This window comes from Polaribacter sp., assembly GCF_024639685.1.
Lineage (GTDB): Bacteria > Bacteroidota > Bacteroidia > Flavobacteriales > Flavobacteriaceae > Polaribacter.
The window spans coordinates 81,114-100,996 of the sequence record NZ_JAHEHX010000003.1 but is presented as its reverse complement, the minus strand read 5'-3'; the positions used below and the strand labels follow the sequence as shown (position 1 = coordinate 100,996).

The following is a 19,883-nucleotide window of genomic DNA, read 5'->3' as shown; positions in this document are numbered from 1 at the left end:
AAACTTAGGTTAACTATATGTTTTTTTAAATTTTTCTTCAAAATCGAAGAAATCATTAAATTTATTTCCTTTATAATCTTTAAATAATTCTTTATTTTCTTCATTTTCTCTAAACCAAAAATGCAATTTAGAATATTCTGCTGCATCTTGATCTGTAATTGCATCTCCAAGAAATAAAGTTTCTTCTCTTTTTAGTTTGTATTTTTTTAATAAATTTTCTGTCCAATAACGTTTATTTTTTGGTGAACCATGAATTCCTTTAAAATAGTTTGAAATCCCTCTTTGTTCAGAAATAATTTCAATTTCTGATGTTGGTGTTCCAGTAATTATCCAGAAATTTAATTTATTATTATATTTTCTTAAAAAAGCATTTACCCCAGGCACTTCCTTTGAATTAATAACTTTGTCTAAAACTAGATTAGAAAATTGTTTTGCTAATTCATTAACTCTTTCATCATCAATATCTTTATCAAAAAACTTTTTTTCCCAATATTTAAATTTTTCGAATCTAGATACTCCACCATGAATTGTGTGATATTTAACAACTTGTTTTGCTATTTCTTCTCCATAAGGTAAATACATTTCTTTAAACGCCTCTGTTTTCGCACTAACAGATTCTGCTATTACTCCATCAAAATCAAAAAAAATATTTTTTATATTCATCTTAATTACCAATTATCCAATTAATATTTGAACTAAGAAGTTTCGTAATTGGATAGTTTTCTCCTTCTCCTTTTAAAATTTCATTAAAAATCCTCTCCTTTTCCTCTCCTTTAATTAATACAATACTTTCCTTACAATTTAACAATGTAGGGTAAGTTAAAGTTATTCTATAACTATCTAATTGAGGTACATAATTTTTGACTACAAATTCAATATATTTTGACTTTAAAAGCTCATTCATTACATAATGATATAATAGCTTACCGTTAAAGAGTTTTAAATTTTTATTTGGCTCTCTCTCAGAAGTTCCTTTCATTGGTAATAACGCAACTATTTTTTTCATTTTTTCTATACGTAATTTTATAAGCTTAATTTAAACTCATTAAATGTTTGTAATTTTTCATCTTTCTCTGATGCTATAATTTCTTCTTTATTTAGCATCCAATCAATATTTAAAGTTGTGTCATTAAATAAAACTCCATCTTCAGATTTTTGATTGTAATAATTATCACATTTGTAAGCCAAAATTGTATTGTCTTCTAAAACAGAAAAACCATGTAAAAATCCTCTAGGAATAAAAAGCTGTTTATTATTTTCTCCTGATAAAATACAACTGAATGATTGTCCAAAAGTTTTTGAATTCTTTCTTACATCTACAACAACATCTAACACTTCACCTTTTATGACTCTTACTAGTTTGGCTTGTGCAAAATCACCTCTTTGTAAATGCAAACCTCTAACTACTCCTTTTTGAGAAATTGATTGATTATCTTGAACAAATTTTATTTTTAAATCTGTTATTAATTCAAATTCTTTTTGGTTAAAATTTTCAAAAAATTCACCTCTATTATCTTTAAAAACTTTGGGTTCAATAATAAAGCAATCTTTTAAAAAGGTTTCGGTTATCTTCATTTATATTTTTAATAAATTAATAGAATATCCACTTTTTAAAAGTGGTTCTGCTAATTTTTGTAATTGATTTTTATTTATAAATCCACTTTTGTATGCAGCTTCTTCTATAGAACCAATCTTTAAACCTTGTCTTTCTTCAATAACTTCAACAAAGTTACTTGCTTGCATTAGGGATTTAAATGTACCTGTATCTAACCAAGCTGTACCTCTATCTAATATTTGAACAGATAATTTTTTATCTTTTAAATAGGCTTTATTAATATCGGTTATTTCTAATTCATCTCTTTTACTTGGTTCTAATTCTTTCGCCTTTTTAATAACAGAATTATTATAAAAATAGATTCCAGGAACTGCATAATTAGATTTAGGTACTTTTGGTTTTTCCTCTATAGAAATGGCATGCTGTTGTTCATCAAACTCTACAACCCCATATCTTTCTGGATCGTTTACATGATAAGCATATACAATTCCTCCTTCAGGATTTGTATTTGCTTTTAACAAATTCGCTAATCCTGAACCATAAAATATATTATCCCCTAAAATTAAAGCAACTGAATTTGAACCAATAAATTTTTCACCAATAAGAAAAGCTTCTGCCAAACCATTTGGTTTATCTTGAACTTCATATTCAAATTTACATCCATATTTACGACCATCTCCTAGTAATTTTTGAAATAAAGGTAAATCTTGTGGTGTAGAAATTATTAAAATCTCACTTATTCCTGCAGATATTAGCGTTGAAATAGGATAGTAAATCATTGGTTTATCATAAACAGGCATTAATTGCTTACTTATTGCTAGAGTAAGTGGGTGCAATCTTGTACCTGAACCTCCTGCTAAAACTATTCCTTTCATAATTGATTATATTTATTCAAATACCAGTTTATGGTTTTGATAATGCCAGTTTCAAAATTCTCTTCTGCTTTCCAACCTAATTCATTTTCTAATTTAGAGGCATCTATTGCATATCTAAAATCGTGTCCTGGTCTATCTTTTACAAAACTAATTTGATTTTTATAGGATTTACTTTTAGGACAAATATCATCTAAAATTTCACAAATTATATTTGCAATATACAAGTTATTACGTTCGTTCTTTCCTCCAATATTATAAGTTTCTCCAACTATGCCATTCTTGAAAACTAAATCTATTCCTTTACAATGATCTAAAACATACAACCAATCTCTAATGTTTTGTCCATCTCCATAAATAGGGATAGCTTCTCCTAAAATTGCTTTTCTGATAACTGTAGGAATCAATTTTTCATCATGCTGTTTTGGCCCATAATTATTAGAGCAATTAGTAGTAACTACATTTAACCCGTAAGTATGATAATAACTTCTTACCATAAAGTCTGATGATGCTTTTGAGGCACTATATGGACTATTAGGTGCATAAGAGGTTTCTTCTGTAAACAAACCAACATCATTTAAAGTACCATAAACTTCATCTGTTGATATATGATGAAATCGAGAATCCTCAAAACCATTTTTAAAAACTCGAGGAGCAGACATCCAGTAATTTTTTGCAACATCTAATAAATTAAACGTTCCAAAAACATTGTTTCTCACGAAGGCATCAGGGTTTTTTATTGAATTATCTACATGAGATTCTGCAGCAAAATGAATTACTTGTGTAATATGATACTCCTTAAATAATTTTTCTAACAAATTTCTATCACAAATATCTCCTTTTACAAAAGTATACCTTGAATTATTCTCTATTTCTTTTAAATTAGAAAGATCTCCTGCATATGTTAATAAATCTAAATTAACAACATTTAATTCCTTATTATTTTCCATAAAAAAAAGAATAAAATTAGAGCCAATAAAACCTGCTCCTCCAGTTATCAAAACTGTTTGCATTTATTATTTTTTATAGTTATCCAAATATGTATTCAGCTTAATTAAAAGAAGATAAAAAATCATTAATCCAGCACCTGTGATTCCCAATAAAAAAGCATAATTTTTTGTAATATCTTTTATTTCATAACCTATAGGTTGAAAGTTTGAGATTACATTAATAACTTCATAATTACTAGATTTTTCTTCAGCAATATTTTTTAAATCATAATTAATTTTTCTGTTGGTCTCAAAAAGTTCTAATTCTTTAGTAGTTCTTTTTTCACCTCCTAAATCTATGCTTGTACCTGTATTCTGATTCTTTGCCTCTTCTATCATAACTGTCATATAAACTCTTCTTAAAGAATCTATTTGAGATAAATTTTGACGATACAGAGAATCTGTTCTGTTTAAATTTTCATTGGTTAACTGTTTTAATCTATTGAAATATTTATTATTTACAACAGAAGATATAATTACTTCATCTAATTTATCAAAAACATTATTTTGCTCCGCAATTACAGTTACTTTGTGTACTTTAAAATCATAATCTGTGAATGACTCCTTAAAAACATCATATTCATAACTACGAATAGTTAATGTATCTACTTCAAGAATCAACTCATCATAACCATTTATAATATCACTGTCTACTTTTATTGGCTCTACTTGAAATTTTATTAAGGATGCAGCTGAAACAGAATCTAAATTAAATGTATTCTGAAGGATTTTTATTTTATCTTGTTTTACTAAATCATTATAATAATTCACATTATTATACAATTGCCTGGCACTATTAAAATTAGGCTCCAACAACAATTCTGATCCATAAACAACTGGCTTATTAACTTGTAAAAAAATACCAAATATTAGACCAATACTTGTTGCAATTCCAATTTTAATAATATTTTCTTTTAAGAATATTAATATTAAAATAATAAACTCAAAAACACCTTTAAAAAAACTTCCAATAAAATTAAATAATTTAGAAAATCCTTTTCCGATAATTAAAAACAAAGAACCTAAATCTACTTCTTCTTCGTTATTTTTATTTTGTTGGTTTGTTGACATTGTTTTAGTTTAGTTAAAAAATATGTTTTTTTACAATTAGAAAATTTGTTCTAGTATTTTTTGTGTTATAGCATATGTTGGTGTAACTCCTGTCATTCCTAATCCACCAGAAGCTAATGTTGCACCTGTTTCTAACGGATTATCTGATGCATAATATGCATATCTTACTTTTACATTTTCAGATATATTACCTCTAATTTTAGAGGCAGATTGTATTGCTTTTTGATAATGAGCTCCTTCCATTTCAAGTCCTATAACATTCCAAGTTGAATCGTGAAAAAACTTTAAAAGATCTTTATTTTGAAGAGAAGTTCCTAAAACTGAAACCATTGAACCATCAAATACATTAACACCAAAACCTTCTAAACCTTCTTTAGTTAATTCATTTTTAAATGGATAGTTATCTGCTGTTCCTTCAAAAATATGAGCAGATGGAATCATAATATCTCCTTTACCACCTTCTAAAATACCAGCCTTACCCATTATTGAAACGGATTTCACATCTAAATGAACCTTTTCTTCATTTGACACTTTATAGGGTTTTAATAATTCATCCATAGTTTCATAAGCTTGTTCGCCAAAAGCATAATCCATAACTATTATTACAGGCTTCTCTTCTAACGAATACTCTTTTTTAAACGACGAATCGTTAAAGTTTATTTTATCGGTATCAATAATTTGAACATTTATATTGGTCCCTGAGGTATCTTCTACGAAAATCAAACCGTTTTTAGATGCATAATCCATTACTTTTTTTTGTAACGCTTTACTATCTGAATTACTTAACAATTGATATAACTCAAACTCTTTATGATTTTTAGCTTCTTCTGGTAGTGCAGCAACTGCATAAATAGAGTTTAATACACTATGCATATTGGCACTAATAATGTGAATTGGTCTTTTTAATAGTTGTTGTTGATTTAAAATGTTTTTTACATCATTTGCCCAAATCTCACCATAAATATGATGTCCAATCTCTTCAATCAGTAATGAACTAAAGGTAACTGTTCTTTTATCTCCTTCAAAAACTTCTTTTATTGCTAACTTTCCTAACCAATAAATTAAATCAAAAAATTTGTATGGATTTTCTTTTGATGAAAACTGACTAAAAATAACAGAAACTTCATCAAAAGATCTACCTAAAATACTACACAAATGAACTAAAAGCACCTCTTTCTCTCCATTAGAAATTTCCTTTTGATGCAATACTATATCCTCTAAATGAAGCCACTCTCTGGTAAAACTTTTTCCCTCATTTATCGTAACACGATCTTGTATTTTGTGTGACTCAATGAAAAGAAATGTAAGATGAGTTAAAATATCATAAATCTCAGATCTTCCTCTGGTGATTTCGATATTCATTTGATCTTTATCTATTCTATAGCAATTTCTTCTTCTTTTTGGTGGAATTATAGACTTAAAATGAGCGTTTTTATAGCCTTCATCTGCAGTTAAATTGATAAATTGACATTGCTCTATACCTTCAGGAAGTCTTTCTATCACATAGACTAAACCGTCTAACTCAGTCTTTGAATCTGCAATAGAACCATAGATTTCAGGACGTAATAACAATAGCGATTTACGTAATGTTTCACCAGAAATTCCCATCGGCTTGTAAAAACCCCTAGAAAATAAGTGACGCATAGAAATGTATAACTTTTCTATGGCATTTGTAGACTCTTGAGCCCTTGTCCTTTCAATATTATTGCTCTGTAACATTCTTAATTTTCTTTAACAAATATATAGTTATTTACCTGATAATATTTGGTAATATTTTTGTTGATTTTTTAGTAAGTTAAGTGCCTCGGAAATAGTCTCATCTTTCTTAAGTTTGTTTTTATAAACACCTTCTTTATAATAAAATTTTAACAAAACTTCCTCTTTCAATAAATTAGTTAAAATATCTTCATTTTTTTTAATAGCAATTAATTTCTGAGTAACTAATTTGCTTTTTAAGCTAGCATATTCTTCAGAAATTAAACTGTTTTGAGAAGATTTGTATGCATCTTCAAACAACTTTTCTTGCGGAGTTAAAAACGTAGTATCTTTTTCTAAATACTTCGTAAAGTTTTTGAAATCAGTTTTTGTGAATCTAAAACTCTCTGAATCTGCTATATTTTTATTTTGATAATAGTAATCTGTAGCAAAATTGAATAAAGCCTTGGAACCAATTAGCGCTTTTGTTGCTTCTGTTTTTTCAGATAATTTAATTTCTACATCTGGCATAATACCTCCTCCATCATAAACAGTTCGTCCATTAGCTGTTTTAAAAGCATTAATTCCTCTTGCAGAAAATTTAGGCACAACTCCTGTTTTAGAATCTCTGTTGGTGTAATCTAATTCTTGAATACACCTTCCACTTGGTGTATAATATTTAGATATCGTTAGCTTTAATTGTGTACCATAAGTCAATTCTTTTTGACGTTGAACTAATCCTTTTCCAAAAGAACGCTGACCCATAATTACAGCTCTGTCATAATCTTGTAAAGAACCACTAACAATTTCTGATGCTGATGCAGAACTACCATTCACTAAAACAACAATAGGTATTTCTAAATCTAAAGCATCATTAGAGCCTCTATAATTATTACTCCATTTCTTTATTTTAGCTTTTGTAGTTACAATTGTTTTACCTTTTGGAATAAAAAAGTTAGAGATATTAATTGCTTCTAATAAAGAACCTCCAGGATTTGAGCGTAAATCAAAAACCAACTTTTTCATGCCTTTCTCCTTTAAAGCAACAAACGCTTTTTTAACTTCTGATGATGCTTTATTGTTAAAACGAGTTAAGGTAATATAACCAGTTTCATCATCTAACATTTTAAAGTAAGGTACAGGATTCACCTCAACTTTTTCTCTAACCAAAATCTTATCAATTACTTGACCTTGTCTTAAAACTTTAGCATTAACTTTTGTATTTGGTATTCCTCTTAAAAACATAGAAAGTTCATCTCGTTCCATATTTTTTAAAGATTGGCCATCAACAGAAATAATGATATCACCTGCTTTTAAACCAGATTTATCTGCAGAAAAACCTTTGTAAATTTCTTTAAGTTGTATCCCTTTATCTGTGTAGTACACAGAGACACCAATGCCTGCATATTCACCTTCTCTTCTTATTTTTGCATCTTCTACATTTTGCTCATTATAAAAATTGGTATAAGGGTCTAAATCCTTTAACGTGTTTTTAATTGCTTTATCTGTTAAATCTGCAGGATTAATTTCATCTACATAATACATGTTCAACTCTTTAAATAATGAGTTGTAAATTTCTATCTGTTTGGCAACTTCAAAAAACTTAGATTTAACTGAAAATGATAAAAACAGCACAGAAAACAATAGAATTAATGCTATTTTATGTTTACGAATCATATTCTTCATTAGATATATTTTGTATGTCTTTGATAAATAAATTCAACAACTTATTCATTTTAGTATAGATTTCTTCATAATTCTTTTCTTCTTTCCCAAGATACGAAATCATAAAAACATAAGGAAGCTCTAAATTATTGTAAACAATTTCTTTTTGAAGACGATAACTTTCACGCATTACCCTTTTAAGTCGGTTTCTATCTGGTGCTTTTTTAAAGTTTCTTTTAGCAACGGATACGCCAACCTGTGCAGGGTAGTCCGAAGTATGTTCTGTTTGTAAAAAAACCATTCTTAATGGAAACGCTTTTACAGAAGTACCTTCTTTATAAAGCTTTTCTATAAGCTTTTTACTTTTTAATCTCTCTTTTTTGCCAAGGGTATACTTCATCATTACAAACTTAAGAGAAAACAATAACTTTTAAAACGTTTCTTTGAAGTAACTTTAAATTTTATGTATTTTTATATACGATAATTACAGCGTAATGTTTAGTTTTATTTGTTATAAATAAAACAGGTATTGATATTTTTGTTAAATATTATACATTTAAAAATTTAAATTAGAGATGAAGCCAGACTTATTTCAAGCACCAGATTATTATAATATAGATGATTTACTTTCTGAAGAACACAAACTAATTCGTGATTCTGCTAGAGAATGGGTAAAACGTGATGTTTCTCCAATTATTGAAGATTATGCTCAAAGAGCAGAGTTTCCAAAACAAATTATTAATGGATTAGCAGAAATTGGTGCTTTTGGACCTTATATACCAGAAGAATTTGGTGGAGCTGGTTTAGACCAAATATCTTACGGATTAATTATGCAAGAGATAGAAAGAGGAGACTCTGGAGTTCGCTCTACTGCTTCTGTGCAATCTTCTTTAGTAATGTACCCTATTTATGCCTACGGAAGTGAGGAACAACGCAAAAAATATTTACCAAAATTAGCTTCTGGAGAATGGATGGGTTCTTTTGGGTTAACTGAACCTAATCATGGTTCAAATCCTGGAGGTATGGAAACCAATTTTAAAGATAAAAGCGATCATTACTTATTAAATGGAGCTAAAATGTGGATTTCTAATGCTCCTTTCTGTAATGTTGCTGTAGTCTGGGCAAAAAATGAAGAAGGTAGAATTCATGGGCTAATTGTAGAACGTGGTATGGAAGGTTTTTCTACCCCAGAAACACATAACAAGTGGTCTTTACGTGCTTCTGCAACTGGTGAACTTATTTTTGATAATGTGAAAGTTCCTAAAGAAAATCTATTACCAAATAAATCTGGTTTAGGCGCACCATTAGGTTGTTTAGATTCTGCTAGATATGGAATTGCTTGGGGTGCAATTGGTGCTGCTATGGATTGTTATGATACTGCTTTGCGTTATGCAAAAGAACGTGAGCAATTTGGTAAACCTATTGCACAGTTTCAATTACAACAAAAGAAATTGGCTGAAATGATTACAGAAATAACCAAGGCCCAACTATTAGCTTGGAGACTTGGTACATTAAAAAATGAAGGTAAAGCAACTTCAGCGCAGATTTCTATGGCGAAAAGAAACAATGTAGATATGGCTTTAAAAATTGCTAGAGAAGCAAGACAAATTTTAGGGGGTATGGGTATTTCAGGTGATTATTCTATTATGCGTCATATGATGAATTTAGAAAGTGTAGTTACTTATGAGGGTTCGCATGACATTCATTTACTTATTACAGGTTTAGACATTACAGGTTTAAACGGATTTAAATAAGAAATTACTTTTTAAAAAGGTATCAGATTAATTTGATGCCTTTTTAAAATTTATAAAAAGCTCTCTACCTGATCTATTGGGTACTGAATTGTACGATTTTTCTATAATTTCAATACTAAAATAGGGCGTAAAATAATTTAAGTATTCTCCTTTAGAACCCCCAAAAGGTGGAAGATCTTCATTTAATTTGGTATCAAAAAGTAAACCTACTAATTTGCCATTCTCTTTTAATAAACCAAACATTTTATTGACATAGTTTTTTCTTAAGTTTGGATTTAAAGCACAGAAAAATGTTTGTTCAATAATTAAATCGAAGGCCTGTTCTAAATCAAAAAAGTTTTGATGAATTAAATTAGAGGTTGGAAAACTTGGTGCTCTTTCCTTTAAATTATTTAAAGCTAGTTTAGAAATATCTACAACATAAACATTAGTAAAACCGTTATTTAATAAATATTCGGCCTCATGAGAATTTCCTCCTCCAGGTATTAGAATTTTTAGTTCTTTATTAGTTAGTTGATCAAAATAGGCTTTTAAAGGTGGTGAAACTTGACCTAAATCCCAACCTGTTTTATTGGTTTTGTATTTATTATCCCAAAAATTCTCATCAAACTTCATATCGCATTTATTTGTATTGATTAATTACCGAAATTAAATCATTTTTTTGCAACATAGCAGACTGTCTCCATACTTGTTTTCCTTCTTTAAAAAGAATAAATGTTGGCACACCTCTGACCTGAAATTTTGCGGCTAGAGATTGGTTTTTATCAACATCTATTTTAATAATTGAAATTATTTCCTTTAAATCTGCTTTAACCTCTTTTAAAATTGGTGTCATCATTTTACAAGGGCCACACCATTCTGCAAAAAAATCAACTAAAACTATTTTATCTTTTTGTATTATTTCTGTAAAATTACTCATTATTTTAATGTTTGGTTTGTTTATTATGGTTTTTAGATTTGTTCTTATGATGCTCATCAAACCATTTTGGCTTCTCAATATTATTATTATACATATAAATAGAAATTTCTCTTATTGTCTCGTCCGAAAAATACTGTTTTGGCATAATCCCAAACTTTCCTATAGCACCAGTCATCCTTGAATTTTTTTTAATAGGATTTTTAATCCAATTTTGGATAGAGGCTATAAATTCTTCTTGAGTAGTATTGCTTTTTTTATAATGTTTTTTAACAGCAATCATAGGTGGAGCAATTCTATCACTTTCTGAAGCTTTAGGGTTATGACAAGAATAACAATATTTTTTTAATAAAACTCGTCCTTTATCCTGGTCTCTATGTTCAGTATTAATTCTCTTAGTGTAATAGGAATTTGTTTTGGAGAAATTAAAAAATAAACTCACTAAAATTATTGAAATATAATACATGTTTTTACTACAAAAGTAACATGCAACTCCCTAACATTTAGTAACAAATGTTACAGTTCTTTAACTTTAATACTATTTCTAAAAAGTTGTATTTTGCCTTCGTTTTCTAGCTTTTTTAACAATCGAGAAATTACTACTCTAGATGTATGTAGGTCTTGAGAAATTTGGTAGTGTGTGGTTATTAGTTCGTCATTACCATTAACCATTGCTTTGTCTTTTAAATACTTAAACAACCGTTCATCCATCTTTAAAAAAGCAATGGTATCTACAGCTTGTAAAAGCTCTTCTACTCTATTATGATAACTTTGTAGTATAAAAGATTGCCAAGTTTTGTAGCTACTTAACCAAGTTGTCATTTTTTCTTTGGGTAGCATTATTAATGAAACCTCTGTTTCTGCAACTGCTCTTATTTTACTTTTAGTTTGTCCCATGCAACAAGACAAAGTCATGGCACAAGTATCTCCTTTTTCTAAATAATACAACACCAACTCTTCTCCATTTTCATCTTCCCTTAAAATTTTAATAGCTCCAGACAATAGTAATGGCATTGACTTTAAGTAATCACCTATTTGTATAATAACTGTATCTGCAGAAAACGTTTTTGAAACTCCAATTTTAGAAATTTCGTTAATTAAATCATTTTCAAAAAGGTAACCAAAATTAGATTGTAGGTCTATATTCATTTATGTTTATTTATGAATTATAAATTTAATGAAATGATTTTACAAGAAAGTATTTGAATAAGAAAAAAGAATTATTTACTAACTTTTTTGTTGTTGTTCTTTTGTAGAAAAATTAAAATGATTCATAAATCATATATTTTGCGATAAAATTAAAATTTACGATGTATTTAGATTATGATAAAAAACAAGTTTTTAAAATTTTACATTCAGAATATCTCCACTCAATTGTAACAATTGTAGTTCTATCAACTTGACGTCAAATATAGCATTATTCAATGCTGTTTTGGAATTAATTAAATTTATTTGCGCTTGTCTGAACTCGACTGATGTAATTTGTCCTAACTTAAAACGCTCTTGTGTTCTATCAAAATTATTTTGATTGCTTTGCACGTTTTGTTCTTGTGCGCTTAAAATAAACAGCTGGTTTTTATACTTTTCCCAAGTATCTTTAAGATTGTTTTCTATGTTTACTTTTTGCTGATCTAACAAAATTTGTTGGTTATCTAAAGTAATTTTAGCGTTGGCAACACGTGTTTTAATTACTCCTCCATCAAAAATATTCCAAGCTAAATTTAAACCTGCGTTTAAACCATCTGAAGTAATTAATTTGGCCCCAAAAGGGTTAATTAGATTTTCGTTTTCTGTTCTATTAAAACCGTAAGAAGTATTGAAATTTAAACTTGGTAAATAGTTTGCTTTATTTATTTTGATGTTAAATTCGCTAATAGCAATATTTTGCTCATTTTGTTTTAGCAACGCATTATTTTGCATTGTTTTAGATTTTAATTCTTCAAAATTTAGCATTTTATTGTATTCAACCTCAGTTTCTACATCAAAACTTACATCATTCTTAGATCCTAAAATAACATTTAAACCGCGTTTAGCACTGTTTAGTTGTTGTTTAGCAGCAATAAGAGAAATACTATCATTATTTACATCAACTTGAGCATTTAAAAATTCTAGTTTGGTAGATTGCCCATAATCATATTGGTATTGTGCACGCTGCAAACGTTGTTTAGAAATAATCAATGCTTCTTTTAAATTATTCTTATTTTCTGTTAAACGTGCTATTTGAAAATAGGCTGTAAACAATTGTAAATAAGTATTCTCTATAGTTTCTCTAGCTTGTAATTCTGTTAAATTATAGGTTTTTTTTAGCTGTTCTACGTTATACTTACGTCCAAAACCATCAAAAACGGTGTAGTTTACACCTAGAGAAGAATTGTAAGTTTTTGCCACAACTCCATTACCAGAAATCTCAGAATCGTTGCCTGTATCTCTATCTGTAAAGGTTAAGCTCTGGTTATTTCTACTGTAGTTTGCACCTGAATTTAATACTAATGTTGGTAATTTTCTAGAATTGTAAATACTGGTATTATTCTTTGCAATTTCTAAATTATTCTTCGCAATTTTAATTCCGAAATTATTCTCTAACGTAATTTCTAATGCTCTTTCTTTGGTTAAAAGTTCTTGAGCAAACCCGTTTAAACTCAATAGCAATAAACCTACAATTATGCTGCATCTATTCAATTTCATAAACTACATTTTTAGGATTTAATCTATCATCTGCATCATCATCTGCATCAATTTTAGACTCTATGATAGCTCTTTCTACTTCTTCTTTTTCTACTCTCTCATTTGTTTTTAACCATCTAATATTTACTTTTAATGAATTTGAGACCGATAATAAAAGTGGCAACATTACTAAAGTTAAAAGTGTAGCAATTGCAATACCATATGCTATTGAAATAGCCATTGGAATTAAGAATTGTGCTTGTCTACTTTTTTCTAATAAAAGTGGAGCTAAACCTGCAATTGTGGTTAAAGAGGTTAAGAAAATAGCTCTAAAACGAGATTGACCTGCAGCTATTAAAGCATCATCGTATTTCATGCCTTCTTTAAGGTAACTGTTGAATTTACCTATAAGTACTAAACCATCATTTACCATAATTCCTATTAAAGCAATAATACCTAACCAAGATAAAATTCCGATTGGAAAATTATGAAAATAGTGTCCCCAAACAACACCTATCATACTAAAAGGAATCATAATTATTAGTAAAATTGGTTGGCTATAAGAACGAAATGTAAACGCAATAACTATATAAATTAATAGTAATATTATTGGCCCAACAACATTTACAGAATCTGTAGTTTTTTTCGCTTCTCTATTTTGTCCTTCAAACAAAGGTGATACAGTTTGATATTTAGATAAAATTTCTGGCATAACTCTAGCCTTTATATCATCTAAAATTTCTGTAGCACTGATTTCTAAACTTTTTAAATCTGCAGTAATTTGAATTTCACGTTTACCTTCTAAATGATTAATTGCAATATCTCCCCTTTCAATTTGATAATTAGCAATTTCCGAAAATGGAACTCGAGTTCCTGCAGGAGTTATAATTCGCATGTCATCTAAATCTTTAATAGAAGATCTATCTTGCTTATCATAACGAACCCAGACTTTAATTTCATCCTGCCCTCTTTGAAAACGCTGAGCTTGAAAACCAAAAAATCCATAACGAACTTGTGTCATGATAGACTGTAAGTTTAAGCCTAGTACGTAAGCATTATCTTTTAAAGTTATTTTAACCTCTTTAATACCTGCAGGATCATTATCTGCAACATCTTTTAAAAGAGGGTTGTTTTCTAACTCATATTTTAATTCCTCTTTTGCAGCCTTTAACTCCTCTATATTATTGCCTAAAAGTGATACCGCTAATGGGCTACCTCCAAAATTACCACCAGAACCAAAAACCAAACTTTCTACACCATAAACTTTACCAACCCTATCACTTATAGCGTTTGTAATTTCTGGTGATGAAACATCTCTAGCTTCTCCAGGTAAAAGATTTACAGTTAAAGTTGCATTTGCAGAACCTGGGCCAACTCTTTTAATTATATTCTCAACTACTTGAATATTACCTTTTTGTTTGGCTGTATATTCTTTATTTACTTCCCAGACTTTGGTTTCTATAAATGATACTATAGAATCTGTAATTTGTTCGTTAGTTCCTTGAGGCATTTTAAGGGAAATCTGAACTCTATCACTTGCAATTCTTGGAAAGAAAGATGTTTTTACTATTCCGCCACCAATGGCCATAAAACTAAAAATTAAAATAGCAATAGGTACACTAAAAGCAAACAACTTATTCTTTAGCGAAAACCTTAATAGGGGCACATAGTATTTATCTCTAAATAGCGTTAAATACTTATCTGCAAAACCATTAACTTTTGCAAAAAAGGCATCTACTTTACTTTCTTTTTCAAGTATAATTGTTTCTCCATTTTTTACAACAATAACTTGGTTACGTTTATGTTCTATAGACTCAATTTCTGAATGATTAAAATTAAAATTAGCTGCTAAATTTTCTTCTTTTCTTCTTTTTAAAGCCTTAGAGTGTGCAATATGCGCTGGTAAAATAATTAGCGCTTCAATTAAAGAAACCAATAGTGTTAGTAATACAATTGTAGAAACCTCACCAAAGAAACTTCCTATTCTACCATCTACAAAAAAGAAAGTAGAAAAAGCAATAATTGTAGTTAATATAGCTGATACAATTGGCGGAATTACTTCCATGGTTCCATCTATTGCAGCTCGTATTTTAGATTTTCCTAAATCGTAATAATGATGATAAATATTTTCGCCAATTACAATCCCGTCATCAACCAAAATTCCGATTACTATAATCATCCCAAAAAGAGACAATACATTTATGGTTACCCCAAATTGAGCTGCAAAAATAAACATACCAAAGAAGGCTACTGGTAAACCAAAAGCAACCCAAATTGCCAAACGTAAGTTTAAAAATAGAGCTAAAAAGAAAAGTACCAATAAAATACCAACTACTCCATTTTCTATTAATAATTTTGTTCTTCCGTTTAAAGTAATAGAAGCATCACTAGAGACATTTAACTGAATATTTTGCTGTTTTTGATTGAATTCATAAATGTATTCTTTAATTTTTTCTGCTGATGAAATTAGGTCTTCATTATTGGTATTACTTACAGTAATATCAATGGCTAAATTTCCATTATAAAACAATCTATCAGGCGTTTCTGACCACGTATCTCTAACCTCAGCAACATCTTTTAAACGAATAACATTACCATTAGTTTCTGTTCTAACAATTAAGTTTTGTAATTCTACACCATAGTAAGAGCGGTTACTTGCACGAATTAAATAATCTTCTTCAGCGGTTTTTATGTTACCACCTGTTATTAAAATATTCGAGTTCCTAATAGCATTTGCAACCTCTGTAAAAGACATATTGTAAGCCAATAAATCATTTTCACGAACTGCAATTTCTATCTCTTCTGCTGGAAATCCAGAAATGGCAATTTGAGATATACCTTCTATACCTCTAATATCATTTTCTATATTTCTTGCATATTGTTTTAGCGATTTTAAGGATACATTTTCTCCACTAACTGTAAAACTAATTGTAGGTCTAATACTTTCTACTTTGGCAATTACAGGAGGTTCCATACCTGAAGGGAAAGAAGGGACTCTATCAACTGCATTTTTTACATCAGATAAAACTACATCTATATTTTTACCTTTTTCTACTTCTACATTTACAAATGCAGCATTTTCATTTGAAACTGAAGTAACTCTTTCTACACCAACAATCCCTTTTAAATTATCTTCAATTTTAAGTACAACACCTTCTTCCATTTCTGCTGGTGAAGCACCTGGATAAGTTAGGTTGATTCTTATTAATTGTGAATCTACTAGAGGAAAAAAAGAAGATTTCATGCTAATGGCACCTACAGCTCCGAAAATGATAAACGCAAATATCATTACGTTTACTGCTACAGGATATTTTATGAAATAAGTAATTATTTTTTTCATCTAATTACTTTTTTGTTTCTGTTTTTATAATCATTCCATCAAAAGCCCCAGGTAAAGTTTGTGTAAGAATTTTATCTCCATTTTCTAAACCTTTAATAATTACTTTTTCTGCTCCAAAATAAACAGGATCTATAGTCGATAATGTTAAAATACTGTCGTTTTTTACAGTATAAACGGCATTATTATCTACTAATAATTTTCTTGAAATTTCTATGGCATCTACCTCTGATTTTGCTTCTAAATTTGCTTCTAAAAACATTCCTTCTTTTAAATCTGGATGTGTTACATCTATATAAGCAGTAATTGTTTGTGAAATCTGATCTATTTTCCCATTTACACGAATTACTTTACCTTCGTAATTTTTAGATTTATTTAAGTTATTTAAGTTAACAGTACTACCCACTTTTAACAAATCTGCGAATTCAGCACTAATAGAAACTTCCATTTCATAAATATCTGTATTTATAAATTCACCTAATTTTTGACCTGATCTCACCAAAGTTCCAGGAGTTACTAAAGCCTCTGTTAAAATACCTATAAAAGGGGCTCTAATTTGATGTTTATATAAACGCACTTCTAAATTCTTAACATTGTAATAAGCTGTTAAAATTCCACGTCCAGAGATAAAATACTTTTCTTTGTCTGTAGTAAATTCGGGTAATTTTGCAATGATTTTATTAATATCAAAACTTTGTAAATAAGTTTCCCATTTTTTGAATTCATAGGAATAATCTAAACGAATATCAGGTAAAATAGATGTAATTAAATTGAATAAATTACTTTTTTGCGATTTTAAACTCGCTCTAAATTCATCACTATTAATGCTTAATAAAATCTCACCTTTATTATATTCTGTTCCTGGTTTAAAAGCTTTATCACTAACACTTAAAACACCTTGCACTTCAGAAAAAACATCAATTTTGTTCTTTGCTAGCAGATTACCACTTGCTGTTAAAATAATTGGAACTTCATTATTCTTTACCTCTTGTACAAAAACAGTTTTAATACTTTTTTTTAAGGTTGGTCTTGGTGCCTGATTTTTATCAATAAAATAATTACCTAATACAATAGCACCAGCAATGAATAATAAACCTAATATAGCCAGAATTACTTTTCTCATAACTTAGTTAGTTGAATTGAACTTGCAAAACAAGTATTAATTGGGTGCAAAGATACTTTTTTGAAGCTACAGAACAGTTTTAAGCTCTTTAATCTATGTTAAAGAAAAGTTATAATTGTTTATTTCTAAAGCAAAATTTTTAAACTGACTTATTTTTAAGAACTTTGTAAAAATAAAAAAACACTATACATTCTTTGAATTGTTCCACGAAAAATCTAAATGCTAATTATTACTCGTCTGTAGATGAAATACCTAGCAAGGTTTGGAGTTCTTTAAATGCAAATGAAAATGTTTACTTCAAGAAATCTTTCTTAAAATCAATAGAAGATAATCATCAAAATTTAGACTTTTTCTATGTTGTTTTACTAGACAAAAACGGTAATCCTAAGTGTTTTGGTTCTATCCAAATAATAGATTTTTATTTTGAAACTGTAAAAAATGATTTAGAATCTTTTTCTAAAAAAATAAAGAAATTCGGACAAAAACTACACTTGTTTCCAAAAAAGAAACCATTTAAACTACTGATTTGTGGAAATACATTTGTAAGTGGTGAACATGGGGTTTTTATAGCTGATGGTTTTAATAAAAAACAAACCATTAAAGAACTTGCAAAGGCAATCCTTAACTATATCAATTCAAATGAAGAACATCAAATTGATGCATTTCTATTTAAGGATTTTGTAAATGAATCGTTATCTATAACAAATGAGTTAAAAGACTATAATTATCACCCTTTTTCTGCAGAACCAAACATGGTTTTGCATATAGATGAAAACTGGCGAACCTTTGATAATTACTTACGAGCATTAAAAACAAAATTTAGAGTAAAAGCAAAAAAAGCGCTAAAACTAAGTAAAAGCTTATCTGTAAAAGATGTCACCAAAGATTCTATTTCACAACAACTTTCTGAAATGGAACGGCTCTATAAAAAAGTAGCAAAAAATGCCTCTTTTAACATAAGTGATTTTAATTTGAATACGTATCAACAGTTTATGAATCAGTTAGACAATAACTACGTCATTAAAACATATTATTCAGAAAATAAAATGGTTGGTTTTATGTCTGGAGTTATCAATAATGATAGCTTAGATGCGCACTTTGTAGGCATTGATTATAGCTTAAATAAAGAGTTAGCTATTTATCAAAGAATGTTATATGATTATATAAAAATAGCTATTGACAATAATTTAAAGACATTAAATTTTGGCAGAACAGCAAGTGAAATTAAAAGTTCTGTAGGTGCAGAACCACAAGATTTAACCATGTACCTTCGTCATAAAAAAAGCATCACCAATAAAATCATAAAGTTATTTTTGATGCGAGTGCAACCCACTCCTTTTCGTCAAAATTTACCATTTAAAAATAAACTCCTATGAAAACTAGTAAAGAATTAATTAATTTACTAAACCTACATAGAGTAGATGAACTTACTTTTTTAGGAGAGAGTGTAACTATAGGAAGTGCCATAGTTTTTGGCGGGCAAGTTTTAGCCCAAGCTGTAAATGCGGCTTATAGAACTATACCTGATAATAGATTTTTACATTCATTACACTCTTATTTTTTAGAAGCAGGAGATTTAAAAGTACCTATTTCTTATGATGTTGCAATTATGAGAGATGGAGGAAGTTTTGCCACAAGAAGAGTTACAGCAAGCCAAAATGGAAAAACGATTTTTATTTTAGCTGCCTCTTTTCATAAAAAAGAAGAAGGTTTTGAACATCAAACTAAAATGAACACTTCTATTAAACAACCTGAAGAATTATTAAGTTGGGATGAAATGGCTGTAAAATTTGGAGATTTTTTACCAAAAAGTGTAAAGTCTTTTTTAAGTATCGAAAGACCTATAGATTTCAAACCAGTAGCTGTGCCTAATCCACTAAAACCTGAAAATAAAGAAGCTAAAGAAGAAGTATGGTTTAAATTAAAAGGTGATACTCCTAAGATGGATTTAAAATTGAAGCATCAAATTTTAACGTATATTTCAGATTATAATGTTTTGAATGCAGCCTTTAATCCAAATGCTAAAAATTATAGTTTTGCAAATACAATGACTGCTAGTTTAGATCACTCTATGTGGTTTTTTAGAGATTTTGATTTTAATGATTGGATGTTATTCTCTGCTGATTCTCCAAATGCTTATGGAGCAAGAGGTTTATGTAGAGGAAATATTTATACAAGAGATGGTAAATTAGTAGCCTCTTTTGCACAAGAAGGTTTAATGAGACCAATAAAAAACAGATAA

At 28.8% G+C, this 19,883-nt stretch carries 19 protein-coding genes; 3 read left to right on the top strand and 16 right to left on the bottom strand.

From position 1 onward, the window contains the following. Positions 1 to 9: 9 nt before the first annotated feature. From Q0L44_RS02685 to rnpA, 9 genes are read right to left on the bottom strand one after another with little or no spacing between them, the layout of a single operon-like run. Positions 10 to 663, bottom strand: a complete 654-nt coding sequence (locus Q0L44_RS02685) for an HAD hydrolase-like protein (protein WP_296634946.1) — start codon at positions 661 to 663, stop codon at positions 10 to 12. 1 nt (position 664) lies between these two features. Next, a complete protein-coding gene (locus tag Q0L44_RS02680; RefSeq protein WP_296634943.1) occupies positions 665 to 1,006 on the bottom strand; it encodes a 6-phosphogluconolactonase in 342 nt (113 codons plus the stop codon). Between the two features lie 17 nt (positions 1,007 to 1,023). Beyond that, complete coding sequence (gene rfbC / locus Q0L44_RS02675; protein ID WP_296634941.1) at positions 1,024 to 1,575, bottom strand: dTDP-4-dehydrorhamnose 3,5-epimerase; 552 nt, start codon at positions 1,573 to 1,575, stop codon at positions 1,024 to 1,026. Then, the gene (gene rfbA / locus Q0L44_RS02670; RefSeq protein ID WP_296634938.1) at positions 1,576 to 2,430 is read right to left on the bottom strand and encodes a glucose-1-phosphate thymidylyltransferase RfbA; all 855 of its coding nucleotides are present in this window, start codon (positions 2,428 to 2,430) and stop codon (positions 1,576 to 1,578) included. Continuing rightward, positions 2,427 to 3,440 (bottom strand): dTDP-glucose 4,6-dehydratase, encoded by a 1,014-nt coding sequence (gene rfbB, locus Q0L44_RS02665; protein WP_296634935.1) that lies wholly within the window; start codon positions 3,438 to 3,440, stop codon positions 2,427 to 2,429. Before rfbB ends, rfbA begins: the two co-directional genes overlap by 4 nt. A gap of 3 nt (positions 3,441 to 3,443) precedes the next feature. After that, positions 3,444 to 4,487: a hypothetical protein gene (locus Q0L44_RS02660; RefSeq protein WP_296634933.1), complete on the bottom strand. Its 1,044-nt coding sequence runs from the start codon at positions 4,485 to 4,487 to the stop codon at positions 3,444 to 3,446. 36 nt (positions 4,488 to 4,523) lie between these two features. Continuing rightward, the gene (locus tag Q0L44_RS02655) at positions 4,524 to 6,206 is read right to left on the bottom strand and encodes a hypothetical protein (RefSeq protein WP_296634931.1); all 1,683 of its coding nucleotides are present in this window, start codon (positions 6,204 to 6,206) and stop codon (positions 4,524 to 4,526) included. 27 nt (positions 6,207 to 6,233) lie between these two features. Then, entirely contained in the window at positions 6,234 to 7,868 is a 1,635-nt protein-coding gene (locus Q0L44_RS02650) for a S41 family peptidase (RefSeq protein WP_296634928.1), read from the bottom strand. Then, positions 7,849 to 8,247, bottom strand: a complete 399-nt coding sequence (gene rnpA, locus Q0L44_RS02645) for a ribonuclease P protein component (RefSeq protein WP_296634926.1) — start codon at positions 8,245 to 8,247, stop codon at positions 7,849 to 7,851. The genes Q0L44_RS02650 and rnpA overlap by 20 nt, the downstream gene beginning before the upstream one ends. A 175-nt stretch (positions 8,248 to 8,422) precedes the next feature. On the opposite strand from rnpA, the gene Q0L44_RS02640 reads away from it, so the two are divergent. Next, the gene (locus tag Q0L44_RS02640) at positions 8,423 to 9,601 is read left to right on the top strand and encodes an acyl-CoA dehydrogenase family protein (RefSeq protein WP_296634923.1); all 1,179 of its coding nucleotides are present in this window, start codon (positions 8,423 to 8,425) and stop codon (positions 9,599 to 9,601) included. 27 nt (positions 9,602 to 9,628) lie between these two features. Here Q0L44_RS02640 and Q0L44_RS02635 read toward each other — a convergent pair whose 3' ends face one another. The 7 genes from Q0L44_RS02635 to Q0L44_RS02605 all read right to left on the bottom strand — a co-directional run bounded on the left by Q0L44_RS02635 (position 9,629) and on the right by Q0L44_RS02605 (position 17,641). Then, positions 9,629 to 10,216 carry a methyltransferase domain-containing protein gene (locus Q0L44_RS02635; protein WP_296634920.1) on the bottom strand — a complete coding sequence of 196 codons (588 nt, stop codon included), beginning with the start codon at positions 10,214 to 10,216 and terminating at the stop codon, positions 9,629 to 9,631. Positions 10,217 to 10,223: 7 nt separating this feature from the next. Next, on the bottom strand, positions 10,224 to 10,520 hold the full coding sequence (gene trxA / locus Q0L44_RS02630) for a thioredoxin (protein ID WP_296634916.1): 297 nt from the start codon (positions 10,518 to 10,520) through the stop codon (positions 10,224 to 10,226). A 4-nt stretch (positions 10,521 to 10,524) separates the two neighbouring features. Continuing rightward, positions 10,525 to 10,959, bottom strand: coding sequence for a hypothetical protein (locus tag Q0L44_RS02625; RefSeq protein WP_296634914.1), 435 nt, complete (start codon positions 10,957 to 10,959; stop codon positions 10,525 to 10,527). Between the two features lie 74 nt (positions 10,960 to 11,033). Beyond that, positions 11,034 to 11,666 (bottom strand): Crp/Fnr family transcriptional regulator, encoded by a 633-nt coding sequence (locus Q0L44_RS02620; RefSeq protein WP_296634912.1) that lies wholly within the window; start codon positions 11,664 to 11,666, stop codon positions 11,034 to 11,036. Positions 11,667 to 11,858: 192 nt separating this feature from the next. Continuing rightward, positions 11,859 to 13,202 carry a TolC family protein gene (locus tag Q0L44_RS02615; RefSeq protein WP_296634909.1) on the bottom strand — a complete coding sequence of 448 codons (1,344 nt, stop codon included), beginning with the start codon at positions 13,200 to 13,202 and terminating at the stop codon, positions 11,859 to 11,861. Further along, a complete protein-coding gene (locus Q0L44_RS02610; protein ID WP_296634907.1) occupies positions 13,189 to 16,521 on the bottom strand; it encodes an efflux RND transporter permease subunit in 3,333 nt (1,110 codons plus the stop codon). Before Q0L44_RS02610 ends, Q0L44_RS02615 begins: the two co-directional genes overlap by 14 nt. A gap of 4 nt (positions 16,522 to 16,525) precedes the next feature. Next, a complete protein-coding gene (locus Q0L44_RS02605; RefSeq protein WP_296634904.1) occupies positions 16,526 to 17,641 on the bottom strand; it encodes an HlyD family efflux transporter periplasmic adaptor subunit in 1,116 nt (371 codons plus the stop codon). 194 nt (positions 17,642 to 17,835) lie between these two features. Here Q0L44_RS02605 and Q0L44_RS02600 point away from each other — a divergent pair, with 194 nt between their 5' ends. After that, positions 17,836 to 19,017 carry a peptidogalycan biosysnthesis protein gene (locus Q0L44_RS02600; protein WP_296634902.1) on the top strand — a complete coding sequence of 394 codons (1,182 nt, stop codon included), beginning with the start codon at positions 17,836 to 17,838 and terminating at the stop codon, positions 19,015 to 19,017. Then, positions 19,014 to 19,883: an acyl-CoA thioesterase II gene (locus Q0L44_RS02595; protein WP_296634898.1), complete on the top strand. Its 870-nt coding sequence runs from the start codon at positions 19,014 to 19,016 to the stop codon at positions 19,881 to 19,883. The genes Q0L44_RS02600 and Q0L44_RS02595 overlap by 4 nt, the downstream gene beginning before the upstream one ends.